Origin of the sequence: Aminobacter sp. NyZ550, assembly GCF_025628925.2 — a bacterium.
GTDB lineage: Bacteria > Pseudomonadota > Alphaproteobacteria > Rhizobiales > Rhizobiaceae > Aminobacter > Aminobacter ciceronei.
Genome location: NZ_CP114190.1, coordinates 4,398,344 through 4,411,493 on the forward strand (window position 1 = coordinate 4,398,344; position 13,150 = coordinate 4,411,493).

Below are 13,150 nucleotides of genomic sequence, written 5' to 3' on the forward strand. Positions count from 1 at the left end.
GTCCGCCTCGGCCTTTCGGCCGTCGTCATTGGCCCGGCCAAAAGGCCATGAGCTGCGACGAGGACCGCTACCTGACCAACGCGGCCATGGCGCTCGGCGACGAGTTCGCCGCCCGCAAGTGCCGCGAAGCGCCGACACCGGCGCAGACGTTTGCTCCCCGCCGCGCGTTGCGCCGCACCCGCCTGGCCCTCACCTCTCCCCATGCTGCGGCGCCAGTGCAGCGGGACGCAAAGCTCGATTGGCAATGAGGATGTTACATGCAACAAGACATAAGAACATCCGGGGGGATTCATGAAGAAGCTGGTACTGGTCGCGCTTGCGGCCTTCGCAGGCTGCGCAACGCCGCCATCCAATATCAAGGCCGGGCCGTCAGACGGCAAGCAATGCACCCAGGCTGATAAGGATCGCCTCGCCGATATCACATCGCGACAGCAGCGCGTGGCCAATCAGGACGCGCTTGGGGTCTTCATGATCGGTGTCCCGCTCGGCGGCTCGGAGACACACGAGCCCGAAATCGCCCGGCTGAAAGGCCGCTGCGGCGCCAGGTAAGCCTGTTCGGGTCAATCGGCGGCCGGCGCGATCCCTTGACCCGCCGGTCCCATCTTCATGACTGCGCGTCCCGACCTGCCCTGGCAAGGGTGACGCCAGCCATCTCGCCATGCAAGAGCCAGTGGGACTGCGCTGGTGCTGCGGCCGCATGACCAAGGGGATAGCAAGGAAACGGCACTTCTCGCCAAAAAGCCCCGCGTGTCAGTCGCAAGATGAGGTTCGATGCGGGCGAAACTGCTCTTGTGTAAGCCGGAAATGGTCCCGCTTCATCACGCCTCCCTTTGGGAAGTCGTGAATCACAAACCCGAAGCGAGCATCGAAATATGCATCGCGTTCGCCGACCCGTGTTCATCGAACCTGTCTCGCACGCAGTCGAAGGACGGAACGAACCGATCAACAAAGTGTTGACGTACATACGTTGTCAATACGTTGTAATCTATGTTAGGGCATCTCACATTCAACCTGCCATCGAGCCATGGGGCTTGGGCGGTCTATGTGTACGAGTATGGAGGCTGCCATGGCTGCCACAGCTAAGAGAGACAACAACATCAACATGCGTATAGCGCCTGAGCAGCTTGATCTGATCAAGCGCGCGGCGGACACGTGTGGTAAGAGTCTGTCGAGCTTTGTCATCGAAGCAGCTACCTACAGCGCCCAAAAAACGCTTATGGATCAACGCTTCATGAACCTCGATGCGGATCTCTTCGATTCCGTTGCCGAGACCATTTCCAAGCCGGCACAGGTGCATCCTGAACTTGCCACTCTTCTTAAGAACGGCAGCGTATGGGCGACTTCCGATCGCTAGGGCTTTTCGCCCCAGCCCCTCTTTCGCGTGATCACGACTATTCAGGATTCTGCAGCGGAAAGCAGATCCTGGATAGTTGGCTGCATGACATGGCCATATACAATCAAATGTCCAATTACACGCGGACGTTTGTGGTTTGTGATGCGCAGAACCGCGTGAAGGCGTATTATGCGCTATGTGCTGGCATGATCCTCCGGAAGGAAGCCGGTAAGAAGCTTGCCCCGCAGGGCACGCCAAACGAAATCCCCATTGCTCTTTTGGCGCGCCTCGCCGTCCAGCAGGAATTGCAGGGCAAAGGCATAGGAAAAGCCCTTCTCGCGAACGCGCTGCGCAATGCAGCATCAGCGTCACAAACTGTGGCTTTTCGTGCTGTCGTTGTCGATGCCGTGGATGAACAGGCTGCCAGATTCTACCTTTCGGTTGGCTTCAAACCGACGAAAATCAGCCCGCTCAAGCTGCTTTTGCCGACGCAGGACATCTTGGCTTCGATGAACGGCTTTTAGACTGCGCTCCGCTCAGCCACTTCGGCTTGTCGCTGGGCAAGGGCTGACAAAATGCGCTTGTCGATGCGGCGAAGAATTGCCACCTCCTCCCGCCGGACAACGGCGCCTTTGAGCGCGACCAGTTGGCAAGCTCAGTCGACATTCCCGGACCCGGGACAATGGAAACCAAGCCTGGTCTTTACGGCGCCTTGGCTGCCACAGGAAGCATCACGCCTGAGGTTTCGACGACCTCAAGACTTTCGTCAGATATGTCCATGACTATTCCCCTCTCCCAGGATTCCTTGGGATCCCGCAGGAAGAGAAATTCAAGCGCTCTTGCCTGGCCATTCCGTCATCGCCCAGAGCAAGTCTGGCGCTTGCCGTGAAGGCGCGCCGAAACCGGTTGCACCGAGGCGTGGCCAAATCGCGTCTGCCGCTCCGGTGATCCGGAAGCTACCGCAGCTGTTTCATTGCTGCTGGCTGCAGGTGGCCTCCTGAGCGCTCGCCCATCCCGGCGCCAGGCCATCGCCGGCCTCTCATTTGTCACGATGGCGGGCGGACGAGATCAAGCCCCATCGGCCCTGGCCTTCAGACGTTTGGCACTGAGATACATCATGGCGGCCGCCGCTTTCGTGCGCTCCCAGCCGGCGGCCTCGGCATGGTTCAGAAGCTTGTCGACATGTTCTGCCAAGGCGCCTTGGCATTCGGCATCGTAAGCCAGGGCAGTCGGGTGATTTTCGGGCGATTTCATCATAGGTGGCTTCGTCATTCGTCGCGTCCGCATAGACCGGAGAGGGCGCCGGCCGGCTGCCGCCCTCTCCGATCAATCAGGCGTGGGCCGATCGGAACCCCGCAGTTTCCGGCGGCATCTCGCCGTCCTCGACCAGGATGTCTTTCTTGCGCACAAAGGCGGCGAAGACACCCCTGGCTGTCTCAGCGTCGACGTCTCCAGCAAGTGCAGCTTTGCACGCCCTGATTGCCGCTCGCTGCTCGGGGCTGTTTCCGCACCACTCCATCGCAAACTGAAAGGCATCGACGACGGTGTTGAGTTGGCGCGGGAAGCCAAGTCCGACCCAGACACGGATGGCTTTTCGAAAGATTGTGCAAGCATCGCGCGATCCTCCGCCTAGGCACCGAGACCGCTTGCGCCAGCCTTTCCCCCTGTCATCCATGGCAGCGGGCCGGCCGAATGCGGGCGCGTTGCTCGAGGCCGGTGAGAGCGATGCCGGCGAGCTATGTGCCTAGCCATCGCGACGCGGCACCAGGCCGAGATCCCGACTGCGGTAATCGAGGCTTCGGCCGGTAATTCTCTCCAGAACGGCGTCCAGACCGGCGACGTGGTGATGCAGCAGCGAATAGGTCTCGTTGAAGGGCTTCAGGCTGATGAAGCACTTCTGGATCGCCATACGCAAAGGGATCGCCGCCAGGACGATCGCCTCGATCTCGCTCTCGGTCAGTCTGTCGTTTCTGTGGTGCCTGCGCGACATGTTTGCTCCTGTCTGACCGGACTGCGACGCGGCCGCGATGCGACCAGGCCGGCGCCCTCACCATCGCCTGGCGCGCGCCCCTGATCGCCGAGGCGATACGGCAGCTCATCCACGACGCTCATCGGTCCGGCGCGCGATGCGACGTCGACATCCCCAGCAGCCGCACCAGTTCCTCATATTTGGCGCCGCAGCGGTCATAAATGTTGAACGTGTTGGTCCGCGTGCAGCCGATGCGCGCGACAATCGCGTCCAGCAGAAGCGCCAGCGTGCGGTCGCCGCCTGCCCGCACCATCGCGTCGCGGTCGAACTGCTTGCGCATCCCGCATTTGTCGCAGGAGACGATGATCTTGTCGGAGGGAAATTCGGATAACATCGGCATGGGAACAAAATAGGAACAAATACCTCCGGGCGTCAATTCACAAAATGCTAACGCAAGGGCAATGGCGCGCGCCGCAGGCTTCGCCCCGGTGCAGGCCGTTGCGAACGAAACGGAAACGATGCTTCATGCCGGCATGAACATCGCCATCCGTGATTCGGCAGCAGAGCCAGGTTATCTCGCCCGCCTCAACCCGGGCCAGCGCGCCGCCGTCCTGCATGGCGACGGCGCGGTGTCAGGCCCCTTGCTGATCATTGCCGGCGCCGGCTCGGGCAAGACCAACACGCTCGCCCACCGGGTTGCCCATCTCATCGTTCGCGGCGCCGACCCCCGGCGCATCCTGCTGATGACATTTTCGCGCCGTGCCGCGGCCGAGATGAGCAGGCGCGTCGAGCGCATCGCCGCCGACGTGCTGCAGGAGCGCGCGGCGAGCCTGATGGAAGGGCTGAGCTGGGCCGGCACCTTCCATTCCGTCGGCGCGCGACTGCTGCGCGACTATGCGCTCGACATCGGGCTCGAACCGGCCTTCACCATCCATGACCGGGAAGATTCGGCCGACCTGATGAACCTGGTGCGCCACCAGCTCGGTTTTTCCGAAACCGAGAAACGGTTTCCAACCAAGGCGACCTGCCTTGCCATCTATTCCCGTGTCGTCAATTCGCAGGAGCCGATCGAGGCCGTGCTCGGCCAGGCCTTTCCCTGGTGCGTCGGCTGGAGCGACGAGTTGAAGCTCCTGTTCGGCGCTTACGTCGAGGCCAAGCAGGCGCAGAACATCCTCGATTACGACGACCTCCTGCTCTACTGGTCGCAGATGGCGGCCGAGCCTGACATCGCCGCCCATCTTGGCCAGCGCTTCGACCATATCCTGGTCGACGAATACCAGGACACCAACCGGCTGCAGGCGGCAATCCTGACGGCGATCAAGCCCGACGGACGCGGCCTGACCGTCGTCGGCGACGACGCCCAGTCGATCTATTCGTTCCGCGCCGCCGAAGTGCGCAACATCCTCGACTTCCCCACCTTGTTCGCCGAACCCGCCGAGGTCGTCACCCTCGACCAGAACTATCGCTCGACCGACGCCATCTTGAACGCTGCCAATGCCGTCATCGGCGAGGCCGAGGAGCGTTTCACCAAGAACCTGTGGACCGAACGCCGCTCGCTGGAAAAACCGCGCATCGTGACGGTTGCAGACGAAGCCGAACAGGCCGGTTATGTCTGCGACGAGGTGTTGAAGGAGCGCGAGGCCGGCACGCTGCTGAAGGAACAGGCGGTTTTGTTTCGGGCAGCGCATCATTCGGGGCCGCTCGAGGTCGAGCTCACCAGGCGCAACATCCCCTTCGTCAAGTTCGGCGGGCTGAAGTTTCTGGACGCCGCCCATGTCAAGGACGTGCTGGCTGTCCTGCGCTTTGCCCAGAACCCGCGCGACCGCATTGCCGGCTTCCGGGTGATGCAGTTGATGCCCGGCATCGGCCCGTCCGCGGCGTCGAACGCCATCGACAGCATGGAGCAGTCGCTCGACCTCGAAATGGGGCTGGCGCGCTTTTCCCCGCCGGCCCGGGCAGCCGCCGACTGGCCCGGTTTTGTCGAGCTCTTTTCACAACTCCGGCGCGGCCCCGGCTGGCCGGCCGAGATGGAGCGGGCGCGGCTCTGGTATGAGCCGCATCTCGAGCGCAAACACGAGGATGCGACGACCAGGCGGGCCGACCTGCTCCAGCTCGAACAGATCGCCTCGGGTTATGCCAGCCGCGAGCGTTTCCTCACCGAGCTGACGCTGGACCCGCCCTCGGCGACCAGCGACGAGGCCGGGCCGCCGCATCTCGACGAGGATTATCTCATCCTGTCGACGATCCATTCGGCCAAGGGCCAGGAGTGGACCAAGGTGTTCGTCCTGAACGCGGTCGACGGCTGCATGCCGATCGACCTCAGCGCCGGCGAACGCAAGGAGCTCGAGGAAGAACGCCGGCTGCTTTATGTCGCCATGACCCGGGCCAAGGATTCGCTGCACCTGATCACGCCGCAACGTTTCTTCACCTCCGGCCAGGCGGCGCGCGGCGACAGGCATGTCTACGCCTCGCGCAGCCGCTTCATTGCGCAGCATCTGCTTACCCATTTCGAGGCGACCGCCTGGACCAGCCAGTCGTTCCAGAAAGACAAGGCGACGCGGCCGCGCACCTCGGTCGACATCAAGGGCAAGATGCGCTCGATGTGGACGTAGCGGGGTCGAGGGTGTTCTTCGGCGACGTTGTAGTCGAACTGCGACATCGATGCCCGACACCTGTTACCTCGGTATGACACCGTCTTCCCAACCGCTGCGGCGCCCTCTACTTTGCCTCGACTTGCGCTCAGGACGGATGGGAGATGTTGTGTTCAGAAGTGTCTTGTCGACATTCGCACTTGTTCTGTCGACCCTCCTTGTTGCGCCTGCCGCAGCCTCGGCGGCCGAAACGCCGCCGGCCACGGCCCAACAGGCGCTCGAACAGTTGCTGCCCAGTTCCGTGTTCCGCCCTGGCATGTCCCTGGAGGAGTTGGAAGAGGTGATCGCTGCGCGCTTTTCCGACTGGCAGCGCGAAGACCGGACCCGCGCCCTCAACAACCGCAAGGACATCGAGCTTTCCCCGGAAGCCCGGTCCAGCTATCTGCATAAAGTGGTGATTGCTGGCGCCGACAAGGTGGCGGGTCGGTCCTTCCAGTATGATTTCGCCCTGACCTCGCCGCTATCGGGCGCCCGCGTCTATTCGATCGTCCATACCGTCGAGGCAGCAAAGTCGGAGCTGATCGCGCGGAACGATTGGGACCGCGCTTTGCGTGCCCGGTGGGGAGATGAACATGGGTGGCTGCGAACCGACACACGCCTGCGGGCAACATATTTCTTCGATGCACGATGGCTGCCGGTCGAAAACCGCGGCGAAAAGTGCATTGCCATCTACCCCGCGCTTGTTCGCCTGGACGAAAAGACCGTCGATCAGGTCGCTGCGACGTCGCAGCTTCTGCAAACAACGGGGTGTTCATTCAGTCGCGACAGCTTCCTGACGCTCAGGGATGGCGTTGCCGCTCGATCGACCTTTTATACCATCGACTTCAGGCTGCAGGTCGATGACGTGTCGAAGCGTGTGTCATTTGGGCTTCGTTAGCCGCGGGCCCGATCGCCGGCGGGCAACGCGACCGCCGCGTTTCGACCCGTTGCAATGTCTGCTCTCTGCCTGGCAGCTGTCACGATGCCGAGGCTGGTCGTGACCAAGAAAACGAGGACAAACGTGTCGATTGCCCGGACTGGACTGCGCGCTCTCATCGCAGCTTTCGTTCTCGCCCTTGCGGCCCCTGCCCATTCCCAGGACTGCGGCTCTCCCACGGGCGAGATGGACGCGTGCATTTTCGCCGAGCTGGCGGCAAGGGAATTTGCCGCGTCATTGCCGAAGCGCATGGACGAGTTTCAGACACTCGACATGGTCGTCGCCAACGGGCGAAGGTCCGTCTTCAACATCGTCTGGAACCAGACGAAGGCGGAGATGGATCAGATGCTTGCCGCCAAGGGTACGAGCTGGGCTGCCATCACCGACGACATCGATACGAACTTGTCAAAATTCCTCTGCGACATGAGCGGCACCTCCGACTTCATCAGGATGGGCGGCATCATGCAGGCCAACTACCGGACGAAGGACTGGCATCCGTTCCACACCGTGCAGGTCTCCAGCTGCCCTTGAAGCCGCCGTGGGCCAGCAGCTTCATCAGTTCCGCAAGATCGGCCGCCTCACAGGCGACAGGACAAGCGCCCTCGCCTTCAAAGCGAGCCAGATCGAGATTTCCAGTGTCGGCAAGTTATAGGCCGCCTACCGGCAAACAGGTGCGAAACCGATGAACTGTTCAGAATGTGCGCCATATGATCTTCAACGGCTTATCCGGTCGCCCGGCGAGCTGTCCAAAGTCATCAAGACGGTCCGCGAAGCCGTCCTTTCAGGTGCATTGTTCGCCGATGCGCATCCTGGCCACCCCTTCCTGGACCTTGATCCTGATGGCCCGTGGCAAGACGTCATCAGCTACGGCTTCCGCTGCAAAAGTTGCGCCCGGGGCTTTGAGCTCCAATGCGAAACCTACCATGGCGCAGGCGGCGCGTGGGCGCCTGCGGAATCATAGCCCGAGCCGGCGCCTCACTTCGCCAGTCTTCTCCTGCCAGCCCATTCGCACCGACGACTCCAGCAGCAGGGGCGGTCGCGAATTGAGAGTTCAAGCGATGCCTTGCACCACCCTCGCCAAACAACGCTGAGACGTCAGTCGTCGAGCATGGCGTCGACCACCTGTTCGACATCCATGGCGGATGAATCGATCCACCGGCCGAGGTGCGGCGTCTCGCGGGCAAGTGCCTCGGCGAGGATTGCGGGCGGAAAATGGTCGGAATAGCCGGTTTTTGCCCGGTCCCTGTCGCGCTGCGCCAGCACCTCGGCCGACGGCGCCAGCACCACGACGCGCGGAGTAAGGTCGGCCAGGCGCTCGACGGCGGCGACAAGATCCTGCCCGATGAGAATGTCCTGATAGACAACGGTGAAGCCGGCGTCGTGGTAACGACGCACGGCATCGGTGGCGATCATTTGGCGCAGCGTCAGTTGCGCGCGCGCTTCGGCGTCGAGCGTCGGCCCCATGACGGCTGCGCCGTTGACGATCATGCGACGGAAGACATCGCCGCCGACGACGGCCGAGCGGGGGAAACGTTGCGCCAGCGCCTTGGCGACGGTGGTCTTGCCGGCAGCCATCGCGCCGGTGATGACAAAGAGGCTCATGCGGAAATCCTGGTTGTTGCTCGCCCTGTGCGCATGGCAGTGGGCAGATCAAGGCAGCTGGGCAAATCCGGGCGCCTCGACGGATCAGGTCACCGCGACAGAAACGTCTCCGCCGCAGCCCCACGGCAGGCGTGAAAAATGCCGACGAACAGCGCACCGCGGGCCGACAGCCCGGCCCGGCCCCACAGCGCGTTGACCGAGGGTTTGTCCGCCGGCGTCGTCCTGAATGCCTGGGCAAGCGCGGCGTTCATGCAGCCGAGCACATGGGCGCGCACGACTTTGATGCCGCATTGTGCGCCATCGGCGTTGAGCGCGCTGGGCTGCATCTCCTTGAGCCGCTGCTCTGCACCAGCCAGCAGGAAGGCCCGTTCGGCTTTGGGCACGCCGTTCGATGAAAGCAGTTGTTGCAGCTTGCCGCGTTCGGCCGCCTGGCTGACCGCCGGGCACGCACCGGCGGCAGCGGCCGCGCTCGAGGCGAGCACGGCAAAAGCAAAAACCAAGGCTCAAGGCGATTCTGTAACGAGATGGCATCTGGCAAAGCTAAACCACGCGCAACACTGTCGACAACTTGCGGCAAGTGAGATTTCGTGCCGTATTATACGGGAGATCGCGGGTCGAAAGACAATGAACCACGCTGCCGGTGCCGTTGGAATATTGATTTTTTCATTCCTGACCGTGGCCGGATATGTCCTGTGGGGCCAGGGTGGAGCTGCCGCCCTGGGCGCGGTCGGGGCGATACTCGGCTTTTTCGTTGCCGTTTTTCTCGATGAAATCCTGCCCGGCAAATATGGCGACTATGTCGATACAGCTTTGGCCGCCGCGATACTGCTGACCATGGGATGGATGATCGTGGATTTTGCCATCACGAACTGGGGCGTTCGCTAGACGCGTCGATGTCATCAACCGGAGAAAAGGAGGAAAAACCATGCCCAACGAGGGAAAAATTGTCGGTGCAGCCGAAGCGCACCAGAAGGCGATGGAACAGGTCAAGGAGATGGACAAGCAGTTCCGGCCGGAGCCTGTCGAAAAGACGCTGTTCGAGAAGACCCACGAAAAGCTCGAAAAGGCGCAAAAAGAGGGCAAGGTCTGAGCTCAGGGCCGCACAGAGGCAACCGCCCTAGCCGCAGCAGGGCTGGCCATCGCCTTTGGCGGGGCCGCAGCAGCTGGCCTTCGCCTGCTCGACAAGCCAACGGTCGCGCGGCTTGCAGCTCGACGCCCGGGCGGAGAGCTGGACATGGACCTCGCCGCCCTGGACAAGCGGCATGGATGCTTTGTGGAGCTGTATCGCGGCGATGCCGTCGCTGACCTCGAAGGTCAGCCTGGCCCCGGGATCAAGAGCCACATGCGCGCCGACCTTGCCGATGATGGCCGCGAATTTTCCCGCCGGCATATGGGTCCGTCCGTCTTCGTCGACATCCCAGAGCTGGATGAAGAGCTCGGTCCAGGCCTCGGGGTTTGCGCCGCAATCAAGTGCTGCAAAGGCTCCGGCCTTCACTTCGGTGACGTGGTAGCCCGGCTTCACCGTGCGGCCGCCATAGCTGAACAGCAACGGCTTGTCCTTGTGCCCGGCAAGGACGGACAACAGCGCGCCGATCGAAATGCCGTCATCTGCGAAATCGGTCGAGCCGGCAAAATCGTGGTTGTCAGGGGTCGGCATCTCGGTTATTCCTCATTTTGACATTTCTAGGATTGTTGAAATATGGATGAACGTCAAGCGCTGATCGCCTTCGGGGCGATGTCCCAGGAAACGCGGCTGAAGATCGTCCGGCTGCTGGTCAAGGCCGGGCCGGACGGCATGGCCGCAGGCAGCATTGCGGAGGCCGCAGGGGTTACGGCATCGAATGTGTCGTTCCACCTCAAGGAGCTGGAGCGTGGCGGGCTGGTCACCGCCCGCCGGGACGCACGCTCCATCGTCTACTCGGCCGACTATCAGGCGCTGAGCGGCCTGATCCGGTTTCTGATGGAGGACTGCTGCGCCGGCAACCCGGCCATCTGCCAGCCGGCCCTTGCGCCCGCTTGCTGTTAAGGGACGGCCAGAAATCATGTCGACATTCGAACGTTACCTGACCCTCTGGGTCGCGCTGTGCATCGTCGTGGGCATCGCGCTTGGCCATCTGCTGCCAGCTGTCTTCCAGGCCATCGGCGGCGCCGAGATCGCCAGGGTGAACATTGCGGTCGCCGTGCTGATCTGGCTGATGATCATCCCGATGCTGCTGAAGATCGATTTCGCCGCCATGGGCGAGGTCGGCAGGCATTGGCGCGGCATCGGCGTCACGCTGTTCATCAACTGGGCGGTGAAGCCGTTCTCGATGGCGCTGCTCGGCTGGCTGTTCATCGGCTGGCTCTTCCGCCCGCTTCTGCCCGCCGACCAGATCGATTCCTACATTGCAGGGCTGATCATCCTGGCAGCGGCCCCCTGCACGGCCATGGTTTTCGTCTGGTCGAACCTGACCAGGGGTGAACCGCATTTCACCCTGTCGCAGGTGGCGCTCAACGATGCCATCATGGTGGTTGCGTTCGCGCCGATCGTCGGCCTGCTGCTCGGCCTGTCCGCGATCACCGTTCCCTGGGGCACGCTGGTCCTGTCGGTGGTTCTCTACATCGTCATTCCCGTCGTCATCGCCCAGCTGATCAGACGCCGGCTGCTCGCCGCAGGGGGCCAGGCCGCGCTCGACCGACTGCTGCACACCTTGCAGCCGCTCTCGCTGGTGGCGCTTTTGGCGACGCTGGTGCTTCTGTTCGGCTTCCAGGGCGAGCAGATCATCGCCCAGCCGGCGATCATCGCGCTTCTGGCGGTGCCGATCCTGATCCAGGTCTATCTGAATTCGGGCCTGGCCTATCTGCTCAACCGCATCTCGGGCGAGCAGCATTGCGTCGCCGGTCCGTCGGCGCTGATCGGCGCTTCCAATTTCTTCGAGCTGGCGGTCGCCGCCGCCATCAGCCTGTTCGGCTTCAGCTCGGGTGCGGCACTTGCAACCGTCGTCGGCGTGCTTGTCGAGGTTCCGGTGATGCTGTCGGTCGTCTGGATCGTGAACCGCAGCAAGGGCTGGTACGAGCGCGGCGCGGCCGTCAAATCCTCCACCGAAGCTGAAAGGTCCGCCTGATGGACGTCACCATCTACCACAACCCCGTCTGCGGCACGTCGCGCAACACGCTTGCGCTCATCCGCAATGCCGGGGTCGAACCCACTGTGATCGACTATCTGAAAACGCCGCCCGCGCGCGCCGTGCTGCAGGACATGATCGCCAAGGCCGGCCTCAGCGTGCGCGAAGCCATCAGGCAGAAGGGCACGCCCTATGCGGAACTGGGCCTGGACGATCCGAAGCTGACCGACGACCAGTTGCTGGACGCCATGCTGGCGCATCCGATCCTCATCAACCGGCCATTCGTCGTCACGCCCTGGGGCGTGCGGCTCAGCCGACCTTCCGAGATCGTGCTCGACATCCTGCCGCTTCCGCAAAAAGGGCCGTTTCACAAGGAAGACGGCGAAGTGCTGATCGATGCCTGGGGAAACCGCGTTGCCTGACCTGCCCAACATCGCCAGCAACGCGCTGGACCTGCCTGACCGCAGCAAGCTGTCCGTCGAATTGTCGACCCACAAGCCGCGGATCCTGCTTCTCTACGGATCGCTTCGTGGACGCTCATACAGTCGCTTCCTGACCCAGGAAGCTGCGCGCCTGCTCGAGCACTTCGGCGCCGAGACCTGCATCTTCGATCCGGCCGGCCTTCCGCTGCCGGACGGCGCGCCAACCGATCACCCGAAGGTCAAGGAACTGCGCGAGCTGTCGCTCTGGTCGGAAGGCCAGGTCTGGACCAGCCCGGAACGACACGGGGCGATGAGCGGGGTGATGAAATCGCAGATCGACTGGATCCCGCTGGCCACAGGTTCGATCCGGCCGACGCAAGGGCGCACATTGGCGGTGATGCAGGTCTCGGGCGGCTCGCAGTCGTTCAACGCGGTCAGCCAGATGCGCATCCTCGGCCGCTGGATGCGGATGATCACCATCCCGAACCAGTCTTCCGTGGCCAAGGCCTACCAGGAGTTCGATGAGGCTGGCCGCATGAAGCCGTCATCCTACTACGACCGCGTCGTCGACGTGATGGAAGAGCTGGTCAAGTTCACGCTGCTCACCCGCGATGTCTCGGACTATCTGACCAACCGCTACAGCGAACGCAAGGAAGATGCCGAAAAGCTCGAGGCGCGCATGAAGCTCAAGGCGATCTAGAGCATCTGGTCCCGCCGTTGGGGTCGTCGGCAAGGTCGTCGTCCGAACGGCATATTTCTATCATTCTCGAAATACCCATTGACGTTGCCACGCGGTGGGCGCTAGCTATTTCCATGAAACTCGAAACAGCAGCTACCCAGCTCGAAGCGCTCGGCAACCCGACGCGACTACGGATTTACCGAGCCCTCGTTCGCGCCGGCGAACAGGGGCTCGCTGTCGGCCATCTGCAGGAGAGGATCGGCATCGCCGCATCGACCCTCTCCCATCATCTGCATCGACTGATCGCCACTGGTCTCGTTGGGCAGGAGCGCCAGGCAACAACACTGATCTGCCGTGCCAATTACGCCGCAATGAACGGCCTTCTCGGTTTCCTCTCCGACGAATGCTGCGCCGACGTTCGCTCCCCGCAGACGAAAGACAACGCGGCATAGTTTTTTGACAGCTATTTCGATA

21 protein-coding genes are annotated in these 13,150 nt (G+C 62.5%); 14 read left to right on the forward strand and 7 right to left on the reverse strand.

Translation table 11 applies throughout. The annotated features are described in order from the left end of the window. The first annotated feature begins 47 nt into the window (after positions 1–47). The 4 genes from N7E70_RS21810 (at position 48) to N7E70_RS21825 (ending at position 1,857) form a co-directional block, all read left to right on the forward strand. On the forward strand, positions 48–248 hold the full coding sequence (locus N7E70_RS21810) for a hypothetical protein (protein WP_263007616.1): 201 nt from the start codon (positions 48–50) through the stop codon (positions 246–248). 43 nt (positions 249–291) lie between these two features. Further along, on the forward strand, positions 292–549 hold the full coding sequence (locus N7E70_RS21815) for a hypothetical protein (RefSeq protein ID WP_263007617.1): 258 nt from the start codon (positions 292–294) through the stop codon (positions 547–549). 517 nt (positions 550–1,066) lie between these two features. Beyond that, positions 1,067–1,354 (forward strand): type II toxin-antitoxin system TacA family antitoxin, encoded by a 288-nt coding sequence (locus N7E70_RS21820; protein ID WP_263007618.1) that lies wholly within the window; start codon positions 1,067–1,069, stop codon positions 1,352–1,354. Between the two features lie 89 nt (positions 1,355–1,443). Further along, entirely contained in the window at positions 1,444–1,857 is a 414-nt protein-coding gene (locus N7E70_RS21825) for a GNAT family N-acetyltransferase (RefSeq protein WP_245432050.1), read from the forward strand. A gap of 544 nt (positions 1,858–2,401) precedes the next feature. Here the strand turns inward: N7E70_RS21825 and N7E70_RS21830 are convergent. The 4 genes from N7E70_RS21830 to N7E70_RS21845 all read right to left on the reverse strand — a co-directional run bounded on the left by N7E70_RS21830 (position 2,402) and on the right by N7E70_RS21845 (position 3,642). Then, positions 2,402–2,605 carry a hypothetical protein gene (locus N7E70_RS21830; RefSeq protein ID WP_263007619.1) on the reverse strand — a complete coding sequence of 68 codons (204 nt, stop codon included), beginning with the start codon at positions 2,603–2,605 and terminating at the stop codon, positions 2,402–2,404. A 58-nt stretch (positions 2,606–2,663) separates the two neighbouring features. Beyond that, on the reverse strand, positions 2,664–3,008 hold the full coding sequence (locus N7E70_RS30865; RefSeq protein ID WP_331461843.1) for a DUF982 domain-containing protein: 345 nt from the start codon (positions 3,006–3,008) through the stop codon (positions 2,664–2,666). A gap of 69 nt (positions 3,009–3,077) precedes the next feature. Then, a complete protein-coding gene (locus N7E70_RS21840) occupies positions 3,078–3,323 on the reverse strand; it encodes a hypothetical protein (protein WP_067963833.1) in 246 nt (81 codons plus the stop codon). 118 nt (positions 3,324–3,441) lie between these two features. Then, positions 3,442–3,642, reverse strand: a complete 201-nt coding sequence (locus N7E70_RS21845) for a hypothetical protein (RefSeq protein WP_157097127.1) — start codon at positions 3,640–3,642, stop codon at positions 3,442–3,444. Positions 3,643–3,835: 193 nt separating this feature from the next. Between N7E70_RS21845 and N7E70_RS21850 the strand changes: the two genes are divergently transcribed. The 3 genes from N7E70_RS21850 (at position 3,836) to N7E70_RS21860 (ending at position 7,400) form a co-directional block, all read left to right on the forward strand. After that, positions 3,836–5,914 (forward strand): ATP-dependent helicase, encoded by a 2,079-nt coding sequence (locus N7E70_RS21850; RefSeq protein ID WP_263007689.1) that lies wholly within the window; start codon positions 3,836–3,838, stop codon positions 5,912–5,914. Positions 5,915–6,077: 163 nt separating this feature from the next. Beyond that, a complete protein-coding gene (locus N7E70_RS21855) occupies positions 6,078–6,830 on the forward strand; it encodes a hypothetical protein (protein WP_154385178.1) in 753 nt (250 codons plus the stop codon). Positions 6,831–6,929: 99 nt separating this feature from the next. After that, positions 6,930–7,400, forward strand: coding sequence for a hypothetical protein (locus tag N7E70_RS21860; RefSeq protein WP_154385177.1), 471 nt, complete (start codon positions 6,930–6,932; stop codon positions 7,398–7,400). Between the two features lie 564 nt (positions 7,401–7,964). Here the strand turns inward: N7E70_RS21860 and N7E70_RS21865 are convergent. Further along, on the reverse strand, positions 7,965–8,471 hold the full coding sequence (locus tag N7E70_RS21865; protein ID WP_263007620.1) for an AAA family ATPase: 507 nt from the start codon (positions 8,469–8,471) through the stop codon (positions 7,965–7,967). Positions 8,472–8,560: 89 nt separating this feature from the next. Next, positions 8,561–8,953, reverse strand: coding sequence for a hypothetical protein (locus N7E70_RS21870; protein WP_263007621.1), 393 nt, complete (start codon positions 8,951–8,953; stop codon positions 8,561–8,563). Between the two features lie 142 nt (positions 8,954–9,095). Between N7E70_RS21870 and N7E70_RS21875 the strand changes: the two genes are divergently transcribed. Next, on the forward strand, positions 9,096–9,356 hold the full coding sequence (locus N7E70_RS21875) for a hypothetical protein (protein ID WP_263007622.1): 261 nt from the start codon (positions 9,096–9,098) through the stop codon (positions 9,354–9,356). Positions 9,357–9,396: 40 nt separating this feature from the next. Continuing rightward, on the forward strand, positions 9,397–9,561 hold the full coding sequence (locus N7E70_RS21880) for a hypothetical protein (protein WP_154385174.1): 165 nt from the start codon (positions 9,397–9,399) through the stop codon (positions 9,559–9,561). Positions 9,562–9,588: 27 nt separating this feature from the next. Here N7E70_RS21880 and N7E70_RS21885 read toward each other — a convergent pair whose 3' ends face one another. Further along, on the reverse strand, positions 9,589–10,128 hold the full coding sequence (locus N7E70_RS21885) for a DUF6428 family protein (protein ID WP_263007623.1): 540 nt from the start codon (positions 10,126–10,128) through the stop codon (positions 9,589–9,591). Between the two features lie 42 nt (positions 10,129–10,170). Between N7E70_RS21885 and N7E70_RS21890 the strand changes: the two genes are divergently transcribed. From N7E70_RS21890 to N7E70_RS21910, 5 genes are all read left to right on the forward strand, one after another. After that, a complete protein-coding gene (locus N7E70_RS21890; RefSeq protein ID WP_067963850.1) occupies positions 10,171–10,497 on the forward strand; it encodes an ArsR/SmtB family transcription factor in 327 nt (108 codons plus the stop codon). Positions 10,498–10,513: 16 nt separating this feature from the next. Then, positions 10,514–11,575: an ACR3 family arsenite efflux transporter gene (gene arsB / locus N7E70_RS21895; RefSeq protein WP_263007624.1), complete on the forward strand. Its 1,062-nt coding sequence runs from the start codon at positions 10,514–10,516 to the stop codon at positions 11,573–11,575. Then, the gene (arsC, locus tag N7E70_RS21900) at positions 11,575–11,997 is read left to right on the forward strand and encodes an arsenate reductase (glutaredoxin) (protein ID WP_263007625.1); all 423 of its coding nucleotides are present in this window, start codon (positions 11,575–11,577) and stop codon (positions 11,995–11,997) included. Before arsB ends, arsC begins: the two co-directional genes overlap by 1 nt. Then, the gene (gene arsH, locus N7E70_RS21905; protein ID WP_263007626.1) at positions 11,972–12,697 is read left to right on the forward strand and encodes an arsenical resistance protein ArsH; all 726 of its coding nucleotides are present in this window, start codon (positions 11,972–11,974) and stop codon (positions 12,695–12,697) included. Before arsC ends, arsH begins: the two co-directional genes overlap by 26 nt. Positions 12,698–12,810: 113 nt before the next feature. After that, the gene (locus N7E70_RS21910; RefSeq protein WP_067963858.1) at positions 12,811–13,128 is read left to right on the forward strand and encodes an ArsR/SmtB family transcription factor; all 318 of its coding nucleotides are present in this window, start codon (positions 12,811–12,813) and stop codon (positions 13,126–13,128) included. Positions 13,129–13,150: the final 22 nt, after the last annotated feature.

What these genes read in the sequence shown, in the direction of transcription:
- N7E70_RS21810 (WP_263007616.1), top strand. Translation starts at nt 48, where the DNA reads ATGAGCTGCGACGAGGACCGCTACCTGACCAACGCGGCCATGGCGCTC.
- N7E70_RS21815 (WP_263007617.1), top strand. Translation starts at nt 292, where the DNA reads ATGAAGAAGCTGGTACTGGTCGCGCTTGCGGCCTTCGCAGGCTGCGCA.
- N7E70_RS21820 (WP_263007618.1), top strand. Translation starts at nt 1,067, where the DNA reads ATGGCTGCCACAGCTAAGAGAGACAACAACATCAACATGCGTATAGCG.
- N7E70_RS21825 (WP_245432050.1), top strand. Translation starts at nt 1,444, where the DNA reads ATGGCCATATACAATCAAATGTCCAATTACACGCGGACGTTTGTGGTT.
- N7E70_RS21830 (WP_263007619.1), bottom strand. Translation starts at nt 2,605, where the DNA reads ATGACGAAGCCACCTATGATGAAATCGCCCGAAAATCACCCGACTGCC.
- N7E70_RS30865 (WP_331461843.1), bottom strand. Translation starts at nt 3,008, where the DNA reads ATGGATGACAGGGGGAAAGGCTGGCGCAAGCGGTCTCGGTGCCTAGGC.
- N7E70_RS21840 (WP_067963833.1), bottom strand. Translation starts at nt 3,323, where the DNA reads ATGTCGCGCAGGCACCACAGAAACGACAGACTGACCGAGAGCGAGATC.
- N7E70_RS21845 (WP_157097127.1), bottom strand. Translation starts at nt 3,642, where the DNA reads ATGCGCAAGCAGTTCGACCGCGACGCGATGGTGCGGGCAGGCGGCGAC.
- N7E70_RS21850 (WP_263007689.1), top strand. Translation starts at nt 3,836, where the DNA reads ATGAACATCGCCATCCGTGATTCGGCAGCAGAGCCAGGTTATCTCGCC.
- N7E70_RS21865 (WP_263007620.1), bottom strand. Translation starts at nt 8,471, where the DNA reads ATGAGCCTCTTTGTCATCACCGGCGCGATGGCTGCCGGCAAGACCACC.
- N7E70_RS21875 (WP_263007622.1), top strand. Translation starts at nt 9,096, where the DNA reads ATGAACCACGCTGCCGGTGCCGTTGGAATATTGATTTTTTCATTCCTG.
- N7E70_RS21880 (WP_154385174.1), top strand. Translation starts at nt 9,397, where the DNA reads ATGCCCAACGAGGGAAAAATTGTCGGTGCAGCCGAAGCGCACCAGAAG.
- N7E70_RS21885 (WP_263007623.1), bottom strand. Translation starts at nt 10,128, where the DNA reads ATGCCGACCCCTGACAACCACGATTTTGCCGGCTCGACCGATTTCGCA.
- N7E70_RS21890 (WP_067963850.1), top strand. Translation starts at nt 10,171, where the DNA reads ATGGATGAACGTCAAGCGCTGATCGCCTTCGGGGCGATGTCCCAGGAA.
- arsB (WP_263007624.1), top strand. Translation starts at nt 10,514, where the DNA reads ATGTCGACATTCGAACGTTACCTGACCCTCTGGGTCGCGCTGTGCATC.
- arsC (WP_263007625.1), top strand. Translation starts at nt 11,575, where the DNA reads ATGGACGTCACCATCTACCACAACCCCGTCTGCGGCACGTCGCGCAAC.
- arsH (WP_263007626.1), top strand. Translation starts at nt 11,972, where the DNA reads ATGCCTGGGGAAACCGCGTTGCCTGACCTGCCCAACATCGCCAGCAAC.
- N7E70_RS21910 (WP_067963858.1), top strand. Translation starts at nt 12,811, where the DNA reads ATGAAACTCGAAACAGCAGCTACCCAGCTCGAAGCGCTCGGCAACCCG.